Origin of the sequence: Sorangium sp. So ce128, assembly GCF_051525245.1 — a bacterium.
Taxonomy (GTDB): domain Bacteria; phylum Myxococcota_A; class Polyangia; order Polyangiales; family Polyangiaceae; genus Sorangium; species Sorangium cellulosum_B.
On sequence record NZ_CP150313.1, the window covers coordinates 8,693,697 to 8,714,986 of the forward strand.

Genomic DNA, 21,290 nt, shown 5'->3' on the forward strand with positions numbered 1-21,290 from the left:
CCTGGGAGCATTTCATTGGGTGCTACCAGTATCCAACACACCAAGCGCACACGATCTCCTCACCCAACGTTCCCGGCGCCGCCGCCTCCGTTCGACGGGTCGCTGTCTCGAACGAGGGCAGGAGTTGGACGCTCTGCTGCCATCGACGCCGATCAGGACATCAATGAAGCCATGGGAATGCTGTTGCGCGCTCTCGAAGAGCACATCGCCCCGCGCCCTCCAAAGCGATAGCGCCGAGCGCGCATGGCTGCCTGCAGCGCCCGACCAGCGTGGAGAACGCCGTGGCGACCGAGCGCTCCGCCGCGCAGGATAGAGAGCACACGCTCGCGATGGTCGCCCACGACCTCCGGGATCCGCTCGCCGTCATCGAGCCGAACGCCGGGTTGATCGCGCGGGCTGCGGCCCCGGGAGCGGGCGTCGAGATCTCGGGGCACGCGGCCGTCGTGCGCCGACGCGAGCCGTGCGCCCGCCCCGCGTCAGCCCCCGCCGCCGCCGACCTCGCGCCAGCGGATCTCCACCCGCTTCGCGCCGAGCTGCGTCGCGAGCGCCGTGATCTGCCGCTCTGCCTGCGCCTTCGCGCGCGTCATCACGTTCCCCTCGAGGGCGGCCTTCTCGATCGCCGCCGTCGCCTCCTTCCGGGCCCGCGCCTCGAGCTGCTCGTTGCGCCGCGCGAGCAGGCTGGTCGACCGCGTGTAGACGTACGTCTCGTCCTCGTCGAGCCGGGTCGAAAAGACCTCGGGCGCCGGCAGCGTGAGCCGCGCGACCCCGGTCTCCGGATCCATTGCGATGTCGCCCTCGCCGATCCGCGCGAGATCGACGCCGATCGTGACGTGGCCGACCGCGACAAGCAGCAGAGCGTCGGTGGCCTGCACCAGGCCGAACAGGCGGTTCTGCCGGTCGGCCAGATCCACGACCTTCTCGACGTGCACCTCCGTGGTCTCGAGCCGCGACAGGTCGCGGATCGCGATGACGAGCGCAGGAGACGGCCGCGCGACCACGCCGCTCGAGGGCGCGGGACCGCCGAGGCGCGGCGCCACAACGAGCGCGCCGAACCCGACCGACGCGAAGAGCGCCACGACGACCAGCGCGATCCGCGCGGCGCGGCCCGCCTGCGCGCGGGGGCGCGGCGCGTGAACTGCGGCCGAAGCGTAGGGGTCCTGGAGCGGGCCTTCCATCGGGGGGTCTACCTTGGAGGACCACAGGCGCGCAGCAGGCGCCCGCGGCGGCTCGGCTGGACACCGACCCGAGAAGCCGCGCGTCCTCCGCAGAGAGTACCCAGAACTTGAAGGCCGGAGGGCGAGAAGAATCGACCAGCCCAGCCCAGCCCAGCCCAGCCCAGCCCAGCCCAGCCCCGCCCGCCCGCGCGGCGCGCCGGCGGCTAGGACGCCGCGACCCCCCTCACGCCGCGCGCGCCGCAGACCGCGGCGGCGCCGCCGCCTGCTCCGCCCCCGAGGACGAGAGCGCCTGCTCGAGCATCCAGTCGTCGACGTCGCCCTCGGCCGCATGCTCCAGGGCGAGCCGCACGTCTCGGTTCGCGCAGCCCTCGGCCGCGATCCGCAGCCGCTCCTCGGTCTGGCCGTCGCGCGAGCCCGCGAGCGCGAGCGCGGCCCCGATGCGGAGCTCGGCCGGCGCGCCGCCGTCCTCGAGCACCGTGAACGCCTGCTCCCGCGTGAGCTTCGCCGTCCGGTAGTCGGCGCCGGCCTCGCCCACGAGGCGGCGCAGCGCCGCCCGCCAGGCGGGCGCAGGCAGGCCGCGGCGCCCGAGGAGCGCCACCGCGCGCCCCGCCTCGTGGGCGCCTCGCCCGCTCCGCTCCCGCAGCAGCGCGAGCAGGTGCTCGCGGCGCCGCTCCGCGAGCACCATGCTGAGCCCCGTCTCGCTGGGATCGCGCAGCAGCTGCGGCGGCACGAGGGTGAGCGAGAGCTCCTCGCCCCCGGCGAGCGCGAGCTCGACCCCGAGCGCCGTCTCCTCGACCCGCTCGATGCTGCCGAAGGAGATGAAGCGCTCGCCGGCGTCGTCCCGGAGCGAGAGCCCGTCGCTGCCCGCCACCAGCACGCGGCGCGCAGAGCCCTCCCTGAGCAGCGCCGCCAGCACCCACGCCGAGGCGCCCGTGACGACGCCGAGCGAGAGCGCCACGTCGAAGTCGAGCACCGACCAGCAGAGCAGCGACATGAGCGCCGCGACCCCGACGAACAGGCGGCGCCGCGGCAGCGACGGCGCGTCGTCGTAGAGCCGCGCGCTCCACGTGCCCCGCGCTCGCCCGGCGGCGATCACGCCGAGCAGCCGCTCCGCGTCGACCGGATCGTCGACGCGCACCCGGATGACATCGCCGTCGTCGGTCTTCAAGGCGACCTCGCCGCCGGAGCTCGAGAGCCGCGCGCGCGTGAGCGAGAGGAGCGGGAACGCGCGCCGATCGCCAGGGCGCTCGATCCACAGCGCGTTGCTCACCCGGACGACCGCCGCGCCGGACGAGCCCACCGCCGCCCAGAGCCAGGCGATCGGCGTGTAGAGCAGGCACGCCAGGCAGAGCAGCGCGAGCAACGAACCGAGCAGCGCGAAAGGCACCATGACGGCCGCCACGATCGGGCCCGCGATCGGCTCCACGAGCGACGCGACGGAGAAGACGACGAGGAGCCACGCCAGCGCCGACGAGAGCAGCCGGCCGATGGATCGAGCGTCGGCGTAGGGCTGGATGAGGACCCCACACCGCTTGAACACGCCGTCGCTTCCAGCGGTCCCTGCCACCCCATCACGGTGAAGGCGCCCGCCTGCGAGTTCAAGCGCACAGCGCAATTTCAACGCAGGAGGAACCCCTGCGCTGCCGTCCCCGGCGACCGCGCTCAGTACGCGTCCGCCGGCGCGCGCGCGTCCGCGGGGAGCGTGAGCGGGAGCATCTCCACGGCCGCGTCCCCGCCGGCCAGCCACTGATACCGCGCCAGGTTCGAGAGGACGCGACCCACATAGGTGCGCGTCTCGTCGTACGGGATGCGCGCCACCCACACGTCGGTGTCCCGGTCGATGCCCCCACCGAGCCAGTGCGACACGGCCTTCGGACCGGCGTTGTACGCCGCCGTCGCGAGCGGCAGGCTGCCCTCGAATGTCCGGAGCAGCTTGCCGATGTAGAAGCCGCCGAGGCGCAGGTTGAGCGGCGCGCTCTTGAGCTGCCCGAGGTCGAAGCCGAGCGAGAGCTCGCTCGCGGCCTTCTGGGCCGTCGACGGCATGAGCTGCATCAGCCCGACCGCGCTCGCGGGGCTCACCACGACAGGATCGAACGCGCTCTCCTGGCGCATCAGCGCGTGAACGAGGCCCCTCGGCAGCCCGTGCTGCGCCTCGAGCGCGCGCACCTCGCCGGCGTACGGCTCCGGATAGACGCACTCCCACGTCCAGCGATCGGCCTGCGAGGGCGCGCGCTGGAGCGCCGCGGCGGAGACCGCCTGCGTGCCCACGCGGTAGCGGCGCTTCGCGGGCGAGAGCATGCCGTACATCCGGCAGAGCGCCTCGCTCTCCTGCCCCGCATAGGCCGCGGTCGCCTCGCGCTCGTTCTCGGCGAGGTAGCTCTCCGCGTCGCCGTCGAGCCCCATCGACGCGAGCAGCGCCGCGGCCGGCGGCAGCTTCACCTCCACCGCCCGGGCGTCCCCGAGGGACGCCGGGATGAGCAGCGGCGGCATGGGCGCGCCCACCGCCGCGAGGCGCGAGCGCGAGAGCAGCGCGCCCCACGAGAGCGGCTGCTCCCGCATCACCTGCGTCCAGAGCCGCACCGCGCCGTCACGATCGCCGCCGCGCAGCGCCGCCAGCCCGGCGAGCTCGCGCAGCCGCGCCGCGTCGGCCGGCCTCGCGTCGCGCGCGAGCTGCTCCAGCGACCGCCGCGCGCGCGCGGCGCCGCCCGTCGACAGCGTCGCGAGCGCCCGCTCGTAGGCCGCGTCGTCGCGCCGATCGCTCCGCGGATAGGCGTCGAGGAACCGGCCGTACTGCGCGACGGCCTCCGCGTAGCGCCCGACCTGCATGAGGAGCCGCGCGGCGAGCAGGCTCGAGAGCTCCCCCCAGCGGGTCTTCCGGAACCTGCGCGCGACGGCGAGGTGCCGCTCGATCGCCTCCGCCTCGCGCCGGAGCCGCGAGAGCGAGCGCGCCGCGAGGTGCAGCTGCTCGGCCTGGCGCGCCGACGGCGCGGCGGCGACCTTGAGGAACGCCGCGGCCGCGGCCTCGTAGTCGCGCGCCTGGTAGAGCGCCGTGGCCCTGCGGTGGTGGAGCTCCGACGCCGGCACGCCCGACATCTTGTCGAGCTCGGCGATCGCCTCCGCCGCGCTGCCCCCGGCGACCATGGCGTCGACCTTCTGGAGCCGCTCCTCCTGCGAGAGCCGCCCCGGCAAGGCGGCGAGGAGCGCCGCGGCCTCGCGCCCGTCGGGCGACGACGGCGCGCTCTTCACGATCCACCGGAGGTCGGCGTGCGCGAGGGCCGCCGCGGCGGCCTTCTCCCCGGGGCGCTCGGCGGCGTCGCGCACGCCGAGCTGGACGCGCGCCCGCGCCATCCGCGCCGCGGCCTCGTCGCGCGACCTGCGCGCGCGCTGCGCCGCGGCCACGGCCCGATCGGCGAGCGCGCGAGCCTGCTTGAGATCGCCGCCCTTCATGGTGGCGAGCGCGGCGCGCGCGAGGCCGGGCGCGCTGCCCGAGCGCTCGAAGTACGCCGCCGCCTCGAGGAACGGCCCCGCCACGAACGCCGCCTCCGCCCGGTAGCGCGCCACCTCGCGCGAGAGGAGCGGCAGCCCCTGCTCCAGGCCATGCAGCAGCTCCACCGCCTTGCCGTGATCCCCGAGCTCGAACGCGACGCGCGCCCGCGCGTACTTCATCGACGGCAGCGCGCGCTGCTCCATGGGCAGGGCGTCGAGCCGCTCCGCCGCCTCGGCCCATCGCTCGAGCCGCACCGACTCGACCCAGGCGCCGTCCACCATGGGCGGCGCGGGCAGCGCGAGGGCGAGACCCGCGGGCGGCACGAGGGCGAGCGCCGCGGGCGGCGCGGCGGCCGGCGCGGCGCGCGCGGTGCTCTGCGACGGGGGCGGCCCGGCCGCGTGGTGCTCCGCGCACGCGGCGAGCGAGAGGCCGAGGACCCACGCGACGGCCAGCCGGCGGCGCGCTCCCCTTGAAGACGGCTTCGGTGGCGACGGAGCCCGTTTCATAGCCGACCCGGCGCGTTGGACGACCCGCCGGCAGCGCGCCGTGAGAACGGAGCGCCGCGGAACGACGGCCTCCGCGCGCAGGCCGCTCGAACCGCAGCGCACGCGCTGCCGACCCCTTTAGCTAGCAAGCTTGGGCCCGAGGTCGCAAACAAAGTGTCGGGCCCGACGCGATCCACCGCTTCCCGATCTCCACGTCCTCCTCGAACAGGAAGGCCGCGACCTCGTCGAGCGAGCCAGCGCGGTTCGGCGGCGCACCCAGACGGAGCGCGGCGGCCTTGCCGAACGCGGCGACCACCGGGTGCGGCGAGCTCGCGAGCCGCAGGAGCTCGGGTACGAGCTCCACCGCCCCGAACGCGCCCGCGAGGATCGCCGCCAGCGGCCGCGGATCGGCGGGGCAGTCGTAGCTCCACGACAGCGCCGAGCGCAGCACCGCGATCGTCTCGGGCGCCGCCGCGCGCGCCGCCGCCGTGCGGTAGCCGCCCACCGGCAGCGCGAGCTCCGCGTCGCCGCGGCTCGTCGCGCAGATGCCGTCCGCCGCTTGCAGCAGCTCCGCGGCGATCGGCTCGGTCACGCCGTCGCCGAGCACCGTCAGCCCCTCGATGTCGGCGGCGACGGGCCGCGACGCCTCTTGCGCATACCCCTCGAGGTTGGCGAGGAGCCGCTCCAGGTCCACCGCGCCCGCGGCGCGGCCCGCCAGCACCTCGCGCTCGGTGTGCACCGTCACGAGGCTCGACACGATGGCGGGCGTCCCGCCGCGCATCGTGTGCGACACGTCCACGCTCACCTGCTGGACGGCGGGCCACCGCAGCACCCGCGGCTCCGTGTCCGGGTCGACGACGATCCCCCAGGGCACGACGGCCATCGTCACCTCGCGGGCGCCGCGCTGGATCGGGGGGCGGTGCTCGGCGCGGACCAGCGCGAGCAAGCCGAGCGCGCTCCCCATCGCGATGAGCCCCAGCGAGAGCGCGTGGCTCCCGGCGCTCCAGACGGCCGCGGAGGCGCCCGCGAGCCCTGCGGTCCCGGCCGCGGCGAGCGCGCTGGTCGAGCCGGGCTCCGGGTGGAGCCACACGTAGCGGAAATCCGGCGGAGGCAGCTTGCGCAGCACGGTGACGACCCCGGACGACAAATCTAGGCTGCCGCGCCACCGCGCGCCACCGCGCGCCACCGGGTGCGCCGGAGCGCCCGCGCGCACTCGCGGCATGCCACGGCGCGTCGGAGGCGCGCACGGCGCCGATGGCGGCGTTCCACGCGCGCTGCGCGGTGGTAGCTTCGCGGGCGGTGCTGCTCTCCCGCGTCCGCCTCGTCCATCTCGGCCCGTTCGACGACCTCTCGCTCTCGCTCGAGGACGCCGCCGGCGCGCCGCGCCGGCTCGTGGTCCTCTTCGGCGGCGACGGCGTGGGCAAGACCTCGATCCTGTCGGCGATCGCGTCGACCCGGCCCGGGTACGCGGTCGCGCAGCCGAGGCCGCGCGGAGACGACGGCTCGCAGCCGCTCGTCGTCGCCGACTGGATGCTCGGCACGGACGACCCGGCGCGCGCGCACCCGCTGCGGGTCACGAGCCCGAACGCGCGCCTCGACGAGCCCGAGGACGCGGCGATCTTGCGGCGGAGGGAGCAGTCGCTGTTCGAGCGGCGCGCGGCCGAGGGGGGCTTCGTCCTGGTCGCGCTCTCGGGAGCGCGCTGGTTCTCCCGCAGCGCGATCGTGCTGACGACGCCCGAGCGCAGCGTCCTCCGCTACGACGTGCGCGCGGCCGCGAGCTTCGACGACGCGACGCGCACCGACCTCGCCCGCGAGACGAAGCAGGTGCTCTCGTTCGTCCCGATCGCGGCGGCGCTCGCGCGCGACGGCCGGAAGAGCCGGCCGGAGGTGCTCTCCGACGTGCAGCCGGACGGACAGCCGGGCGCCCAGGCAGAGCGGCTCGGCGCGCTCGATCGCGCGCTCAAGGAGGTGCTCGAGGCGCTGCTCGACGGCCACGGCGTGACGTACGCCGGCGTCGACCCGCTCCGGCTCGAGCCGATCTTCGAGCGCGCGGACGGCCAGCGCGTCGACTTCGACGATCTCGGGCGGAGCGCGCGGCACACCGTCGCGTTCGGCGCGCTCGCGCTCCGCGCGCTCGCGTCCGCGCACCCGAGCGGCGATCCGCGCCTCGCCGAGGGCGTCGTGCTGATCGACGACATCGAGGCGCAGCAGCCGGTGCACCGCCAGCGATCGCTCGCCGCGCGCCTGCGCGCCGCGCTGCCCAACGTGCAGTGGATCGTCACGACCTCATCGCCGGCGATCACGCTGGGCTGCGAGCTCTCCGACGTGATCGCCCTCCGCCGCGAGCCCTCGTCGGGGCGCGTCGAGCTGCACGAGGGCCCGGACGCCGTGCTGCACTGAAACACGCGGCGCGGCGCGCGCGGCGCCGAGCTGCGGGCGGCGCCGCGCCTCCCTCCGCTCCCGGCTCCTGCGCCGCGCGCGTCAGGCGAGCGGCACGGCGAGGAGCACGACCTCCTTGCCGCGGACCTCGATCTTGTAGCGCATGGGCTTTCCGTGCTTCCGCCCGAGCTCCTGCTCGCTCGCCTTGAGGCGGGCGACGAACGCGTCGCGGGTGATGTGGTCCACCGGATCGCCGAGCGACTTCTTCGCCGCGATGTACTCGGCGAAGATGCGGGCGTAGTAGGCGTCCTCCGGCTCCTCGAGCAGCGCCTTGGCGTCGGCCGGGATCTCCTCCGCGGACAGCGCGGCCATCCGCTCGTCGACCTCGAGGGCGTCCCGGAAGGACGCCGACGTCGGCGCGCGCGACGGGCGCCCCTCGGCGTCGGTCTCGTCCTCCTGCACCCCGAGCAGCTGGTTCAGGAGCGAGTTCAAGCGGAACACGAGCCCGCCGAGCTCGGCGTGCTCGATCTGGAACCGGAGGTCGGTCCGGCCGTTCATGATCGCGAGCAGGCCGTCCTCGATCTCGGAGACCGGCTGCGAGATGTACGCGTCCAGGAAATACGCGGCGATCACGACGAGCACGAGCCCGAGCGCGGTGACGCCGAGGAGCGGCCAGAACAGCGCGCTCGCGAGCCCCGGCGTCCGGAGCTGCGCGATGCTGAGCAGCACCGCCCGCCGCCCGTCGCCGTAGCCGTCGAGCGCGTGCCCGACGGCGCTGTACTCGCCGGACAGCCCGCCGATGTCGACCGTCTGGCCGGAGCGCAGCGCCTTCAGGGCGCCGTCCTTCGCCGGCGACGCCGTGAGCGCCGCGACCAGCTGCGGGGAAGCGTCGCGCGATTTCGCCACCACATCGAGCCCGTCGCCCGACTGCATCGCGACGACGAGGACGCGCCCGCTCGTGCGCTCGCTCGCGTTGGTCAGCCGCTCGTCGTTCAGCGCGGTGCCCACCGCGACGGCGCCGATGATCTGCCCGGCGTCACTGCGGATGGGCGCGTAGGACGCGAGCAGCTGCTCGTTGCGCGCCCGGCTGACCCACACGTCCGAGCCGGTCACCCCCTGCTCGATGGCGAGCTTCAGCGACGGGTAGACGGCGCCGAGGTTGTCTCCGCGCATGAGCGCGGAGGCGTTCCGTCCGAGCACCACGCCCTTGGTGTCCACCAGGACCACGAGGGAGGGCGGGGTCCTGGCCAGCTCGGGCGAGGCGACGACCGCCTCCCGGATGGCGTTGGCGGCGCTGGTGGCCGCCTCGGCGCGGGCCGGGGCGGTGCCGGCGTTGAACGGCTCGCGCAGCTTCGGGTCGCTCGCGTGGGAGTCGAGCCACCGCTCCAGCACGAGGCCGTCCACCTGGAGCTGCGCCATGGCGGCCGCGAGCGCGCGCGGCGCCTCGCCGGGGCGCCCGATCTCCGCGAGGGAGGCGCGCGTGAGGGCGTAAAAAAGCCCTCCGACCATGAGGACAATCACGGCGAAGACTGCGATGATCTTTCCGCGCATCCTGCGTCTCCACTCCTTCTTTCCGGGGCTCAGGGCAAGCTACCATCCGCTGCGGCGCTGCTACAACTCTCCACCCAGCTCATGGTGCACTTGAATCAGCCGCACTCCGAAGCCCCGCGCCTCTACGTCGTCGACGACGCGCTGTTCGAGCAACATCGCTCGCGAGGCGCGCACCCTGAGCGCCCGGAGCGCCTCGAAGCCGCCCGCCGCGCCATCGAGCGCTGCGCCGCGGCCGGCCTCTCGCTGGAGCACGTGGCGTCGCGCGACGCCACCGAGGAAGAGCTCGCCCGGGTGCACGCCCCGCGGTACCTGGAGTCGCTCGGCCGGCTCAGCGGCCACTATGCGGCGCTCGACCCCGACACGTACGTGGTCCCGCGCTCGGTCGAGGCGGCGAGGCGCGGCGCGGGCGCCGCGGTGGCGCTGGTCGACGCGGTGCTCGCCGGCCCCGGCCGGCTCGGGGTCGCGCTGCTCCGTCCGCCCGGCCACCACGCCACGCGCGACGCCGGCATGGGCTTCTGTCTCCTGAACAACGTCGCCGTGGCGGCGCGGGCGGCGCTGAGCAGCGGGCTCTCGCGGGTCGCGGTGGTCGACTTCGACGTGCACCACGGCAACGGCACGCAGGACATCTTCTGGGACGATCCGCGGGTGCTGTTCTGCTCGCTGCACCAGTGGCCATTCTATCCCGGCACCGGCGCCGCCAGCGAGCTCGGCGGAGGCGACGGCGCCGGTTACACGGTGAACGTGCCGCTGTCCGACGGCGCGACGGACGCGGTCTACGAGGCTGCGTTCGACGAGCTCCTCCTTCCGGTGCTCGACGAATATGCGCCCGAGCTGATCCTGGTCTCGGCGGGGTTCGACGCGCACGAGCGCGATCCGATGGCGGCGATGAAGCTGTCGCGCGCCGCGTACGCGGCGATGGGCCGCCGGCTCGCGGCGATGGCGACCGCGAAGGCGGGGGGGCGGCTCGCCATCTTCCTGGAGGGCGGCTACGACCTGACCGCGCTCGAGGGCTCGCTCACGGCGGCGCTGCTCGCGGCGTCCGGCTGCGAGGCAGCAGACGACCCGGCTGGAGCGTCGGTGCCGCCGGCGCAGCCCGCGCAGCGCGCCCCGATCTCGACCCGCCACCGCGCGGACCTGGACCGGGCGCGCCGGGCCGCGCTGCGCCGGTGGACGACGCTCTGAGCGAGGCGACCGGCGGCGCGCGCCGGGAAACCGGGGCCGAGGCGTGAACGGGGCCGGGGCGGAGGCCGCCGGGGGGCCGCTGTCCCGCGGGGGTCCTCTGCCTGGAGGAGGTCGGCGCCTCCTTTGGAGGGGGTCAGGGCGGGAAGGCGGGGCGGGAAGGCGGGGAGCTCGAAAGGTGGGGGATCCAGGGTGCGGCCAGAAGAGCGACACGCGGTGCGTTTCCGTGATTGCACTCTGCGCGGAGCTGAGTATTCTGCCAGGCCTTCGCAGCCCACGGGCCGTGAAGAACGGTGGGTATAGCTCAGTTGGTAGAGCACTGGATTGTGGCTCCAGTTGTCGCGGGTTCGAATCCCGTTACTCACCCCAGGTAGAACAGGCCGAGGCCGCCCAGCAGCGGTGGCCTCGGGGTCTCGGCTGCGCGAGAGCACGAAGGCGGAGCCGCAGGCACGCTGATTCGTGCCCGCCGGGCTCCTCGCTGGCGCTCCACGAGTTCGACCGCGACGCGTCGACAGGGAGCGAGCAACGACCGGCGCATCGCGAGAGACCGCGACGCTGACGCGCGATCAGCGGACACCTGACGCGCGCGGTGGCCTCGGGCCCCGAGCCCCGGCTCGACTGTGCCGAGCCGCCGCGCCCTGTCCGCGGAGAGCGACGCGCGCTCTCCGCGACCTTCCTTCCTCCATCCATCCACGAGCCGAACGGCGTTCCCCTTGGCCGACGCCGCGCGAGCGCGTCCCGACCCCGGTCCGAGGCTCGGCGCCGCCCGAGACCCTCCATGAGCGCGACCGCGCGCCACACCACGAGCACGCTCGCACGCCATCACGAGCGCGCTCGGACACCCCATCATGGACGAGCTCGCACGGCGTCGCGAATCGATCGCTTCGATAAGCGCCCTTCGCGCGCCTCGGAGCTATCGATTCATGGATATCCATCCATCGCAGTGAGCCGTTACCCATTCTCCCGGAGACAGCAAGTCTCATTTTTGTAACCGACTCGCCACAATCCCCGCGTAGCGTCCGCGCGCATGAAGACCACTCTCCCCGGGAGACGCGCGTCGACGGCGCGCCTCATCTCCGCTGCTTTCATCGCGATCAGCGCACCTCAGCTCGCGGCGTGCGCCGTGGATTCGAGCGATGCCGCGGATCCTACCGAGTTGCCGGCCCCCGGCGCCGTCGATGTCGTCCGCCCGCTCACGCTCTCGGACCGCGCTCGTGTGCCCGAGAAGGAGCCGGGGTTCGTCGCCGCGGCGCTCGGGGACCACGAGCTCGTCATCACCCATGACGGCAGCATGACGCCCTTCGCCGCGGGCGACGTGCTCGGCGGCACGCAGGGAGGCGGCTACCTCGCCCGCGTCGTGAGCGTACGCACGATCGACGCGACGCGGGTGGCGCTCGCGACGACGCCCGCTCCTCTGACGGAGTTCATCACCGAGGGCCATTTCCACGTCCACTACGACGCGCGCGAGTACGCGCGCGCCATCGACGATCACGCCGCGCGCACCCGCGAGCTCGGCGTGGAGGACGGCGAGCAGATCGCGAGCGCGGCGGAGGCCCTGAAGATCTCGTCCGGCGCCTCCATGAAGCTCCTCGATCTCTCCTCGGCCTCGCTCCCGGCGTCGTGCGGGGTCACCGCGCACGGGACGGCGGCGCTCGACGTCACGGCCGAGCTCTCGCCGGCGCTCGACCTCGAGGTCCACGTCGGCCCGAGGGGCAAGCTCAACCCGGTGCCGGAGCTGAAGCAGCTCCGCGTCGTCGCGTCGGGCCAGCTCGACGTGAGCGCCAGGCTCCAGGGCACCGGCACGGTCACGGGGAGCTGCTCGGTCGATCTCCTGGAGCTCGCCGGGGGCGTCCCGAGCCTGCCGCTGCCGACGCTGACCTTCTGGGTGGGCCCCGTCCCCATCGTCGTCACGACGGACGTCGTGCCGAGAGCGAAGGCGGATCTGGGGCTGTCCTTCACGGCCGCCGAGGTGGAGGCCGTGGCGCAGGCGACCGCCGAGATCGAGGCCGGGGTCGACTACAGGAACGGCACGTGGAGCACGATCTGGGAGCCCTCCGGCTCGGCCTCGGGCTCGGCCTTCATCGGCGCGCCCGGCCCGATCACGGCGTCCGGCAAGGTGAGCGCCGGCGCGGAGCTCCGGGCGCGCCTGTACGGCATCGTCGGCCCGAACGTCGGAGTCCAGGCGTACGCGCGCGTCACGGCGGAGACCGCGCCGCCCTACTGCTCGTACGACGCGCGGGTCGACGGCGGCGTGCGGGCTTACGCCGAGGCGGTGGCAGGCGTGTCGGTCGGCCCGCTGGATCTGACGCTCAAGCGCCTCGAGCTCGTCGATCTCGAGCTCCTGCGCTTCGACGGACCGCGCGCCTCGGGCCCGCTCCGCGACGCGCCCGAGTGCGACGCGGAGCCCTGATCGCGCCGCCCCTCATCGCGCCCTCTGTCCGGGAGGCGAGGCGCCCCCGCCTCCCCGCGCGCGGCGAGGCGGGGGCGCCGCGCTCAAGGGTCCGCGCACGCGACGTAATCACAGGACGCCTCGTTCACGCACTCCTCGGTTCGCTCCACGAGGTCATTCCCCTCGAGGCCGAGGCACGCGGTCTCGCAGCTGGTCTTGCTCGGCGGCGGAGCGTCGTTCTCCTCCGCGCAGAGGATGCGGTGCTTGCAGAGCTCACTGCATGCGTTCAGGATCTCTTCGTCTTTGCACCCCGCGGCCCCCGCGGCAAAGAGGCCGAGAACGGCGGCGATGACGAGCGGGATCGATCGGAGTTCTGCGTTCTTCATGGGCAGCTCACCTCGGTTGTGGAACGGAGATTCTCCCCGGCGAGCGACCCGCTGCCGACCGGCAGCCCGCGTCAGCCCACGAGAAGAAGGCGAGCGCGCGACCCGGCACGGTAGCAGCGCTTTGCAGAAGGCCAGCGCGCCTCACCATGAGGCCACGCCTCCGCGCAGAGCATAGACGAATCCCTGGCCCCCGCCCACCACGCGGCGGCAGCGGGAACGGAGATGACGCGAAGACCTCGGCCCCGCGCCGACGTCATCTCGGTTCCCGCTGCCGCCCCCGCGCGCCCCGGCGCTGGCTCGATGCGCCGGGCGTGGTACATTGCGTCATCGCGCGTCCTGACGCGCCCTCCACGATCGACGACGAATGCCCTCCAAGGAATCCGACACCCTGCTCGAAGCCGATCCAGCCGAGCGACCGGATCGCGAGAAGCCCGAGTCCACGCGGCTCCCTCTCGTGCTCTTGGTCGACGGGGACAGGAGCATCTGGCAGCCGCTCGGCGCCCTCCTCTCGAAGCGATATCGCCTCATCGTATGCTCCTCGGCCGTGGACGGGGTCGCCGCCTTCACCGAGGACACGTGCGCGGTGATCGTCGATGTGCGGATGTCAGGGCTGGAGGGATTCTGGGTCTGCGACCAGATCCGCAAGGTGCAGCCGGAAGTGCCCGTGATCTTCTATTCGGCTCATCACGACGAGAAGGACTCGTTCGAGGTCATCAACGCGCACCGGCCCTTCGCCTATGTCGACAAGCACGGCGCGGAGCAAAAGCTCCTCGACGCCCTCGAGAAGGCGACGCGGATATTTCAAAGCACCCTCCGCAGCAGACGGATCATCGAGCGGCTGCAGCGCCGCCGGCTGGAGGCGGTCTGACACCCCGGCAGGGCGAGCCGCGCCCGCGCGGCGATCGGCGAGATCTGTGGCGCACGCTGGTCCAGCTGGCGCTCAGCCTGTCCGCGCTCTTCGCCGGGATCGCGCTCGCGGCGCACCTCGCCCGCGAGCAGCTCGACGCGCTCGGCCGCGGGTTCGTGGACCGCTTCGGCCTCGCCGGGATGTTCGTCGGCACCTTCCTCGCCGACGCGTTCTCGTTCCCGATCCCGCCGCAGTTCTACATGCTGACCGCGATCACCTCGGGTGGCTCGCAGGTCGCGCCCCTGATCGCCATCTCGACCGCCTCGCTCGTCGGCGGCTGCACGGGTTACCGCCTCGCCGGCCGCCTCGCGCGGATCCGCCTCTTCGCGGCGCGCATCGAGCGGACGCGACCCAGGATAGACCGGCTCTTCGAGCGTTACGGATACTGGGCGATCGCGATCGGGAGCATCTCGCCGATCCCCTTCTCGATGCTCTGCTACCTGTCCGGGCTGTACCGGATCCCGCTGCGCTATTTCTTGACCATGGTGCTGTTCCGGGTGCCCCGGCTCCTCCTCTTCTACGCGCTCATCCGGGCGGGATGGAGCCAGTGAAGCCGGCGGCGTGAGCGCTACCTGGGGCTGTCCGTCTCCTCGGGCGACGGGTTCACCCTGACGCGCTCCAGGATCTGGTCGACCATGCCGAGATCGATCCCGGAGCGCTGCTCCACGACGTTCCTGGAGAACAGCCGAGTCGCCTCCTTCGCGAGCTCCTCGTCCGGGAGGAACGGTCGCGCGGGCGACCGCGGCGCCGGCAGGCCGATCTCCTTCTCGAGCTCGGAGATCGCCCGGATCATCTCCTGGTAGCAGGCGGAGGCGATCTGCACGGCGAACGGGAACACCTGGACGTTGCCCCGGCCGGCGCGCACGGCGTGCAGCGTCGCGGCGGCCTGCTCGGCGAACTGGCGACTCCCGTACGCGTTGGCCATCTGCGCGTACATCGCGATGGACTCCTGGTCCGCCGCGAGGTCCTCCTCCTTCGTGCGCGGCGCTCCGGACGAGGGCACCGACGACCACCGGACGATCATCCGCGCGTAGTCGTCGAGCGCGCGCCGCTGGAGGGCCAGTCGCTCCAAGAGCGCTTCTCGCCGCTGTCTCTGGAGCTCCGCCTTCTCCTCGTGCTCGGCCCGCCGCTCCGCGCTGAGATCCGCCGATCTCCGCGCCAGGTAAGCGCCGATGAAGAGGGCGACGCCGTTGCTGACGGCGATGAAGAGCATCTCCAAGATCTTGGGATCCATGCCGGTGCCCACGACTTCTATCACGTTCGCGCTGAACGCAGTGAGTTGCCGCAGGATGCGGAGAAAAGTTGGCCGCCGCCCTCCTCCCGTGCAGGTGCGCCGTCATCCCACAGGCGGCCGGGGCCGCGCTCGGAGCCGCGCGGGCAGGCATGATAGGATGTCCGCATGACCGGTTCACTCGACGCCGGGGCCGGCCCGCACCTCGATGGGCTCGCGGGCCCGCTGCGCGAGGCGCTGGAGAGGAGCCTCGCCGACCGGCTCGCGCGCTGCCCCGGGGCGGAGCTCAACCTGGACAACGCGTTCTGGGGCGCCCCCGAGCCGCGCGACCTCGGCGAGGCGCTCACCCGGTTCGGGCCGACGTGCGTCAACGTCGTTGTGCGCATCTTCGAGCGTATCCGCGGCATCGACCCGACGCTCGGCCTGTGGATGCAGATCAGGTATCTGCGCAACGTCTGGTGCGGCGGGAGCGCCGGATTCAAAGTGGTCTACATGGAGCCGGCGGCCATGCGCGAGCGCCTCGATCGCCACTTCGCGGGAGCGGGCGGCCGCCGCGTGGCGCGCGACACGATCCTCGGGGGGATCGAGCACCAGCGGGGCGCGCTGCTCGGCTCGCTCGCGGCGAGCATGGCGGAGCTCTTCCGGGGCGGCGAGCCGCTCGACGCGGACAGCTGGCGCGAGGTGCACCGGCCGGATCGGGAGGCGGTTCACCTCTGTGTCGGCAAGCACGACCCGCGGCCGCCGGAGCTCGACGACATTCACCTCGACTGGAGGTCGCCGGTGGTGGGCGTCGACGAGGAGCGCCGCCGCTGCCAGTACGGGCTCCTCATCGGCGTGGTCCACTGGGTGCAGGCGCGATTCGGGCTCGGCAAGCCTGTGTTTCCGTTCCAGAGCATCGATGACAGGGTCGCCGCCCTGGCCGGGCGCCGCGAGGCACCGGCGCGCTGGGCCGAGTTTGCGGCGCGCTGGCGCGACGCGCGGTGGCCGCTCGCGCTGCGCGGCGGCGCCGGCGCAGAGGAGGCGCAGACGTGGCTTCGCGAGTGCGACGAGCTGGTCGCCGCGCAGCGCGCGGACGCGTGAGAGGCCACAGGCGGCCGGCATGCCCTACCCCACTCCCGACGGCACCCAGCTGATCGAGCACCTCGGCGCCGGCGCCACGTTCGACGTCGCGCTGGTGCGGCTCGGAGGCTCGCCGCCCGGCCCCACACTGGTGTGCAAGCGCCTCGTCCCCGGCGTCCTCCACGAGCACGCGGGGCGGGCCGCCATGGTCCGCGAGGCAAAGGTCCTCTCCCTCGTTCGCCACCCTGCCCTGCCCGCGCTCGCGCGCGTCGGCGCCGATCGCCACGGCCCATTCCTCCTCGAGAGCCGGCGCGAGGGCACCTCCCTCCGCGACGTGCTCGACGGATGGCGCGGCCTCGGCCGGCCGCCGCCCGCGTCGCTCATCACCCACGTCGTCAGGACCGCGATCGAGACGCTCGCCGAGCTCCAGGAGCTCGAGGACGCCGGAGGCCCGATCCGCTTCGTTCACGGCGATCTCGGCCCTGATCACGTGCTGCTGGGTCCGCTCGGCGACATCGGCCTCGTCGACCTCGGCGCCGCGCGGTTCCGCGGCATGGATCCGGACCTCGAGACCGCCGACCGGGGCACGGTTCCCTTCGTCGCCCCCGAGATCGCTCGCGGCGAATCCCCGCCGACCCAGCGCGGCGACGTCTACTCCATGGCGGCGACCCTCGTCTCCTTCGCCACCGGCGCGCCCCTCACGCGCGCGCGCGAGCAGGCCGCGGCGCTCGTCGAGATCAGCGAATCTGGCCTCTGTCTCGACCCGCTCTCCGTCACGGACGCGCTCTCGCCGGGGCAGCGCCGAGCGCTCGCTCGCGCGCTCGATCGCGATCCGCAGCGCCGCGTCGGGACGGCGCGGGCGCTGCTCGACGCGCTCGACGCGGCCGCTCCGCGGGCCGAGGGCGGCGCCGAGTCAGCGCGCTGACTCGGCTCTCCTGCGCGCCAAAACCGTGGACGCACGCGGCCCATGAGATAAGTCTCGCCCGCATGAAGCCCCACCTAGGTCACGACAAGCTCGGCCTCGACACGCTCGCGATCCACGCCGGACAGCCGCCGGATCCGACGAGCGGCGCGGTCATGACGCCGATCGTCCTCTCGAGCACCTTCGCCCAGGAGCGGCCGGGCCACCACAAGGGGTTCGAGTACTCCCGCAGCGGCAACCCCACCCGCAAGGCGCTCGAGGAGTGCATCGCCGCGCTCGAGGGGGGGCGCCATGGCTTCGCCTTCGGCAGCGGCTCCGCGGCGACCGCCACCCTGCTCCACACGCTCCGCCCGGGAGATCACGTGCTCTCGGGCGATGACGTCTACGGCGGCACCTTCCGGCTCTTCGACAAGGTCATGCGGCCGATGGGCCTCGCCTCGACCTCGGTCGACATGAGCGACCTCGACGTCGTCCGCAAGGCCCTCACCCCGGCCACGCGGATGATCTGGATCGAGACCCCGACGAACCCGATGCTCAAGATCTTCGACATCGCAGGGCTCGCCGAGATCGCGCGCGCGCACGGGGCGCTGCTCGTCGTCGACAACACCTTCGCCACGCCGGTGCTCCAGCGGCCGCTCGACCTCGGCGCTCACGTCGTGGCGCACTCGAGCACGAAGTACCTGAACGGGCACTCGGACGTCGTCAGCGGCGCGCTGGTCACGTCCGAGGACGCGCTCGCGGAGCGGGTGGGGTTCCTGCAGAACGCGATCGGCGCCGTCCCGAGCCCGTTCGACTGCTACCTCGTGCTCCGCGGGATCAAGACGCTCGGCGTGCGCGTGCGCCAGCAGTGCGCGTCGGCCGCGCTCATCGCCGGGAGGCTCGCCGGGCACCCCGCCGTCCAGGCGGTGCACTACCCCGGCCTCCCCACGCACGCCGGCCACGCGCTCGCGGCGCGGCAGATGCGCGCGCCCGGGGCGATGATCTCGTTCGTCGTGCGCGGCGGCCTCCCCGTCGCCTCGAGGTTCCTCGAGCGGCTCGCGATCTTCGCCTGCGCCGAGAGCCTCGGCGGCGTCGAGTCGCTCGCCGAGCACCCCGCCCTCATGACCCACGCCTCCGTGCCCGCGGCGGCGCGGGAGGCGCTCGGCATCGCCGACGGCCTCCTCCGGCTCTCGGTGGGCCTGGAGGCCACCGAGGACCTCTGGAACGACGTCGCCCAGGCGCTGGACGACGCGCAGGCGCGCGCGGCGGGCACATGAGCGCGGCGGGCACGTGAGCGCGCGCGGCACGCGCGGCGCTGCCGCCGTTTGATCGCGGCCCCCCGAGTACGATAGAAGCGAGGAGCGGCCTCGGGGCCGCCACCTACCACCGGAGCTTTCCATGCGTCTCGCTCGCCTCAGCTTCGTGCCCGTGCTCGGCCTCCTCCCCCTCCTCGGCCTCGGCTGCAGCGGCGCGGAGCCGCCGACCCCGCGCGGCGCATACAAGATGAACTTCGCCGACCCGGGCATCGACTGCTCCGCACCGGGGCATATTGCGACCCTTGGCGAGGTGACCGATATCCAGAAGGTCCGGCTGGTCACCGACGGCGAGGACAGCGCCTCGGTCGACTGCTCCGTGTCCGGCTCGGGCACCTTCTCCGTCTCGGCGATGGCCAAGAACCCCGCCGAAGCCGCGGAGATCCACGTCAAGATCGACGCCATCTCCCCTGCGGCGACCCAGGACGCGCCGGCCAGCGGCAGCATCAGCTTCTCCTCGGCGAGGACAGGGGGCCAGACCTTCTACTCCGATACGGCCACCCCGTGTAAGTTCTGGTTCGAGGGCAAGCAGGGGGTCGACGCCGGCAAGATCTGGGTCGGCTTCGAGTGCCCGGCGATGCTGAACGAAGGCGAGATATGCCAGCTCAGGCTGGGCGTCCTGGCCTTCGACAGCTGCGGAGGCTGAGCGGCGCTGGCAGCTGGCTGCTGACAGGCGGGCGCGCGGGGGGGCGCCCTGCGCGTCCGCTCTTCCCGCGCGTCAGCTCTTCTCGGAGCGCGAGGCCGACACCGCCGGGACCGTCGACCGATCGCCCATGCTGACCTGCTGCGAGTCGGCGGGCGGACCGATCGTCGCGCTGTTCGGGAGCTCGGCGTCGTCCTGCTCGTCGATCCGGATCACGAGCGCCGTGATGTTGTCCTCTCCGCCGTTCTCGTTCGCCTTGGCGATGAGGCGGCGGCACATCTCCGGGACCTCCTCGGTCGAGCTCACGATGTGGAGGATCTGGTCGTCCGAGAGCATCCCGCTCAGGCCGTCGGAGCAGAGCAGGTAGACGTCGCCGGGATGCGGCTCATCGCTGATCAGATCCACGGAGACGCTGTCGTGCATCCCGAGCGCGCGGGTGATGACGTTGCGCGGAAGCTCGGCCCGCTGCTCCTCGGTGAGCTCGGGCATCGCCATGATGTAGTCGTTGAACAGCGAGTGATCGCGCGTCAGCTGGCTGATCGAGCCCTTGCGGACGCGGTACGCGCGGCTGTCGCCGACGTGGCCGACGTAGATCCGGTTCTTCTTCTTCGAGAAGAGCGCCCCCACGACCGTCGTGCCCATCCCGGCGCAGTCGCGCGACCGGATGCTGCGCTCGAAGATCTGGCGGTTCGCGACCCGGATGCCCGCCTGGAGCCGGTTCTCCTCCTCCGACAGGCTGGTGTCGAAGTGGAATGGCCAGGTGGCGTCCTCCCGCGACGTGGACCGGAAGAAGTCCGCGATCGACTCGGTCGCCAGCTTGCTGGCTACGTCCCCCGCGCGGTGGCCCCCCATGCCGTCCGCGACGATGAACAGATCGTACTCCGACAGGACGGCGTAGCTGTCCTCGTTGTGGTCGCGTTGGAGACCAACGTCCGTCATTCCTGAAGCGATCGCTCGCATAACCTCGGGAATCCTTGAGACGGCTCCGGGCCTTCGGCTTCGAACACCAACCATTTCACGCTAGCGAAAACCTGTCAAGCTGGGCCTCTCGCACCGTAATGGGCGTCTTCAGAGCCTTCGCACGCCCAACCGCCGACCTTCCTGATCCTACCGACTCCGACCGGGGGGACCGCAAGCCTCTTTTTCACTTCTTCGCTTCACGGGACGGTTCATTGTGAGCTGGGCTGGTCCCGGGCACGCCTCGCCCCGTGGCGCTCGGACGCAAGCGCCGGCGCGGGCGGCAGCCGCGGGTCGCGCGCGGGCAGGACAGACAACAAGGCTGCGAAGCGTCGCCTGGCCTGGCCGGGCTCGGTGCGCGTGGCGTCACGACACGCTGGGGCGCTGCGCGGCAGGCGATGTCGCGCATCGCACGCCGCCGCGCCGCCCTCTTCGAAGGGCCCGGCCCCATCGCGGGCCGCGGGGAGGGGCGGCCGCACGGCGCTCCGGTCGACCAAGCTCGGTCGCCGACGCCCGCCCGGCCAAGGGCCCGCTCACACGTCCAGGATGTCCTTTTCCTTGCCGGCGATCACCGTGTCGACCAGCTTCGTCCCCTCGGCCACCACGTCGTCGACCTTCTTCTTGGCCCGATCGGCCTCGTCGCCGCTGACGTCGCCGTCCTTCTCGAGCGAGTCGATCATCTCGTTCGCGTCCCGGCGGTGCTTCCGGATGGCAACTTTACAGTCCTCTCCGTTCTTCTTCGTCAGCTTCACCATCTCCCTGCGCCGCTCCTCCGTCAGCGGCGGGATCGGGAGTCGGATGAGATCCGCGTCCACCTGGGGATTCAGGCCGAGATCGCTCTCCCGGATCGCCTTCTCGATCGCTTTCACCTGGTTTTTCTCCCAGGGCTTGACGCTGATGAGCCGCGGCTCCGGCACGGACACCGTGGCCATCTGCACGATCGGCGTCGGCACGCCGTAGTAGTCGACGCGGATGCCGTCGAGCATGGCCGCGTTCGCGCGCCCAGTGCGCACCTTCGCCAGGTCTCGCCGGAGAGCTTCGATGGCCTTCTCGATCCCTTCGCGCAGCTCCTTGATGACGTCCTCGAGCATGATCCGGCTTCCTCCGTGTGGGGCTCGCCCAGCCCGCCCTCTTCGCGGGCGGGGGCGGAGCTTACCGCGTATTTCCGGGCCGGCGGAGAAATCGATCCGCCCGACCTCGCCGGCGTCGCGGTCGGAAGAGCGCTCGCCTCCGCCTGGGCGCAGGCGG

The 21,290-nt window shown here is 73.0% G+C and carries 18 protein-coding genes and 1 tRNA gene; 10 read left to right on the forward strand and 9 right to left on the reverse strand.

Going from position 1 to position 21,290, the window contains the following annotated elements; translation table 11 throughout:
* Positions 1–476 precede the first annotated feature (476 nt).
* The 4 genes from WME82_RS33035 to WME82_RS33050 form a co-directional block, all read right to left on the reverse strand.
* Positions 477–1,175 (reverse strand): DUF4230 domain-containing protein, encoded by a 699-nt coding sequence (locus WME82_RS33035; protein WP_438038550.1) that lies wholly within the window; start codon positions 1,173–1,175, stop codon positions 477–479.
* Between the two features lie 223 nt (positions 1,176–1,398).
* Positions 1,399–2,715 carry a hypothetical protein gene (locus WME82_RS33040; RefSeq protein WP_438038551.1) on the reverse strand — a complete coding sequence of 439 codons (1,317 nt, stop codon included), beginning with the start codon at positions 2,713–2,715 and terminating at the stop codon, positions 1,399–1,401.
* A 122-nt stretch (positions 2,716–2,837) separates the two neighbouring features.
* Complete coding sequence (locus WME82_RS33045) at positions 2,838–5,168, reverse strand: transglycosylase SLT domain-containing protein (protein WP_438038552.1); 2,331 nt, start codon at positions 5,166–5,168, stop codon at positions 2,838–2,840.
* A 121-nt stretch (positions 5,169–5,289) separates the two neighbouring features.
* The gene (locus WME82_RS33050; protein ID WP_438038553.1) at positions 5,290–6,294 is read right to left on the reverse strand and encodes a hypothetical protein; all 1,005 of its coding nucleotides are present in this window, start codon (positions 6,292–6,294) and stop codon (positions 5,290–5,292) included.
* A 107-nt stretch (positions 6,295–6,401) separates the two neighbouring features.
* On the opposite strand from WME82_RS33050, the gene WME82_RS33055 reads away from it, so the two are divergent.
* On the forward strand, positions 6,402–7,547 hold the full coding sequence (locus WME82_RS33055; RefSeq protein WP_438038554.1) for a hypothetical protein: 1,146 nt from the start codon (positions 6,402–6,404) through the stop codon (positions 7,545–7,547).
* An 81-nt stretch (positions 7,548–7,628) separates the two neighbouring features.
* On the opposite strand, the gene WME82_RS33060 is transcribed toward WME82_RS33055, so the two are convergent.
* Positions 7,629–9,077 carry an MXAN_5187 C-terminal domain-containing protein gene (locus WME82_RS33060; protein WP_438038555.1) on the reverse strand — a complete coding sequence of 483 codons (1,449 nt, stop codon included), beginning with the start codon at positions 9,075–9,077 and terminating at the stop codon, positions 7,629–7,631.
* A gap of 81 nt (positions 9,078–9,158) precedes the next feature.
* Between WME82_RS33060 and WME82_RS33065 the strand changes: the two genes are divergently transcribed.
* The 3 genes from WME82_RS33065 (at position 9,159) to WME82_RS33075 (ending at position 12,666) form a co-directional block, all read left to right on the forward strand.
* Positions 9,159–10,259: a histone deacetylase family protein gene (locus WME82_RS33065; RefSeq protein WP_437740476.1), complete on the forward strand. Its 1,101-nt coding sequence runs from the start codon at positions 9,159–9,161 to the stop codon at positions 10,257–10,259.
* 290 nt (positions 10,260–10,549) lie between these two features.
* Positions 10,550–10,625: transfer RNA gene (locus WME82_RS33070), tRNA-His, on the forward strand.
* Positions 10,626–11,283: 658 nt separating this feature from the next.
* Positions 11,284–12,666, forward strand: coding sequence for a hypothetical protein (locus tag WME82_RS33075; RefSeq protein ID WP_438038556.1), 1,383 nt, complete (start codon positions 11,284–11,286; stop codon positions 12,664–12,666).
* Between the two features lie 83 nt (positions 12,667–12,749).
* Here WME82_RS33075 and WME82_RS33080 read toward each other — a convergent pair whose 3' ends face one another.
* A complete protein-coding gene (locus WME82_RS33080; RefSeq protein WP_437709444.1) occupies positions 12,750–13,031 on the reverse strand; it encodes a hypothetical protein in 282 nt (93 codons plus the stop codon).
* Between the two features lie 364 nt (positions 13,032–13,395).
* On the opposite strand from WME82_RS33080, the gene WME82_RS33085 reads away from it, so the two are divergent.
* Together WME82_RS33085 and WME82_RS33090 are read left to right on the forward strand one after the other, a co-directional pair.
* The gene (locus WME82_RS33085; RefSeq protein ID WP_438038557.1) at positions 13,396–13,899 is read left to right on the forward strand and encodes a response regulator; all 504 of its coding nucleotides are present in this window, start codon (positions 13,396–13,398) and stop codon (positions 13,897–13,899) included.
* A 155-nt stretch (positions 13,900–14,054) separates the two neighbouring features.
* Positions 14,055–14,489, forward strand: a complete 435-nt coding sequence (locus WME82_RS33090) for a YqaA family protein (RefSeq protein ID WP_437294033.1) — start codon at positions 14,055–14,057, stop codon at positions 14,487–14,489.
* 17 nt (positions 14,490–14,506) lie between these two features.
* On the opposite strand, the gene WME82_RS33095 is transcribed toward WME82_RS33090, so the two are convergent.
* The gene (locus WME82_RS33095) at positions 14,507–15,172 is read right to left on the reverse strand and encodes a hypothetical protein (RefSeq protein ID WP_437740480.1); all 666 of its coding nucleotides are present in this window, start codon (positions 15,170–15,172) and stop codon (positions 14,507–14,509) included.
* Positions 15,173–15,337: 165 nt separating this feature from the next.
* Between WME82_RS33095 and WME82_RS33100 the strand changes: the two genes are divergently transcribed.
* From WME82_RS33100 to WME82_RS33115, 4 genes are all read left to right on the forward strand, one after another.
* A complete protein-coding gene (locus WME82_RS33100) occupies positions 15,338–16,249 on the forward strand; it encodes a hypothetical protein (protein WP_438038558.1) in 912 nt (303 codons plus the stop codon).
* Positions 16,250–16,268: 19 nt separating this feature from the next.
* Positions 16,269–17,153, forward strand: coding sequence for a protein kinase domain-containing protein (locus tag WME82_RS33105; protein WP_438038559.1), 885 nt, complete (start codon positions 16,269–16,271; stop codon positions 17,151–17,153).
* Positions 17,154–17,215: 62 nt separating this feature from the next.
* The gene (locus WME82_RS33110; protein ID WP_437294037.1) at positions 17,216–18,406 is read left to right on the forward strand and encodes a cystathionine gamma-synthase; all 1,191 of its coding nucleotides are present in this window, start codon (positions 17,216–17,218) and stop codon (positions 18,404–18,406) included.
* A gap of 121 nt (positions 18,407–18,527) precedes the next feature.
* Positions 18,528–19,088 carry a hypothetical protein gene (locus tag WME82_RS33115; RefSeq protein ID WP_438038560.1) on the forward strand — a complete coding sequence of 187 codons (561 nt, stop codon included), beginning with the start codon at positions 18,528–18,530 and terminating at the stop codon, positions 19,086–19,088.
* Positions 19,089–19,160: 72 nt separating this feature from the next.
* On the opposite strand, the gene WME82_RS33120 is transcribed toward WME82_RS33115, so the two are convergent.
* Positions 19,161–20,024 (reverse strand): Stp1/IreP family PP2C-type Ser/Thr phosphatase, encoded by an 864-nt coding sequence (locus tag WME82_RS33120; RefSeq protein ID WP_438038561.1) that lies wholly within the window; start codon positions 20,022–20,024, stop codon positions 19,161–19,163.
* A 551-nt stretch (positions 20,025–20,575) separates the two neighbouring features.
* On the reverse strand, positions 20,576–21,133 hold the full coding sequence (frr, locus tag WME82_RS33125; protein ID WP_012238793.1) for a ribosome recycling factor: 558 nt from the start codon (positions 21,131–21,133) through the stop codon (positions 20,576–20,578).
* Positions 21,134–21,290: the final 157 nt, after the last annotated feature.

Bases quoted from the DNA above. Each gene is read 5' to 3' on its own strand.
- WME82_RS33035 (WP_438038550.1), bottom strand. From the start codon at position 1,175: ATGGAAGGCCCGCTCCAGGACCCCTACGCTTCGGCCGCAGTTCACGCG.
- WME82_RS33045 (WP_438038552.1), bottom strand. From the start codon at position 5,168: ATGAAACGGGCTCCGTCGCCACCGAAGCCGTCTTCAAGGGGAGCGCGC.
- WME82_RS33055 (WP_438038554.1), top strand. From the start codon at position 6,402: ATGGCGGCGTTCCACGCGCGCTGCGCGGTGGTAGCTTCGCGGGCGGTG.
- WME82_RS33060 (WP_438038555.1), bottom strand. From the start codon at position 9,077: ATGCGCGGAAAGATCATCGCAGTCTTCGCCGTGATTGTCCTCATGGTC.
- WME82_RS33065 (WP_437740476.1), top strand. From the start codon at position 9,159: ATGGTGCACTTGAATCAGCCGCACTCCGAAGCCCCGCGCCTCTACGTC.
- WME82_RS33075 (WP_438038556.1), top strand. From the start codon at position 11,284: ATGAAGACCACTCTCCCCGGGAGACGCGCGTCGACGGCGCGCCTCATC.
- WME82_RS33080 (WP_437709444.1), bottom strand. From the start codon at position 13,031: ATGAAGAACGCAGAACTCCGATCGATCCCGCTCGTCATCGCCGCCGTT.
- WME82_RS33085 (WP_438038557.1), top strand. From the start codon at position 13,396: ATGCCCTCCAAGGAATCCGACACCCTGCTCGAAGCCGATCCAGCCGAG.
- WME82_RS33095 (WP_437740480.1), bottom strand. From the start codon at position 15,172: ATGGATCCCAAGATCTTGGAGATGCTCTTCATCGCCGTCAGCAACGGC.
- WME82_RS33100 (WP_438038558.1), top strand. From the start codon at position 15,338: ATGACCGGTTCACTCGACGCCGGGGCCGGCCCGCACCTCGATGGGCTC.
- WME82_RS33105 (WP_438038559.1), top strand. From the start codon at position 16,269: ATGCCCTACCCCACTCCCGACGGCACCCAGCTGATCGAGCACCTCGGC.
- WME82_RS33110 (WP_437294037.1), top strand. From the start codon at position 17,216: ATGAAGCCCCACCTAGGTCACGACAAGCTCGGCCTCGACACGCTCGCG.
- WME82_RS33115 (WP_438038560.1), top strand. From the start codon at position 18,528: ATGCGTCTCGCTCGCCTCAGCTTCGTGCCCGTGCTCGGCCTCCTCCCC.
- WME82_RS33120 (WP_438038561.1), bottom strand. From the start codon at position 20,024: ATGACGGACGTTGGTCTCCAACGCGACCACAACGAGGACAGCTACGCC.
- frr (WP_012238793.1), bottom strand. From the start codon at position 21,133: ATGCTCGAGGACGTCATCAAGGAGCTGCGCGAAGGGATCGAGAAGGCC.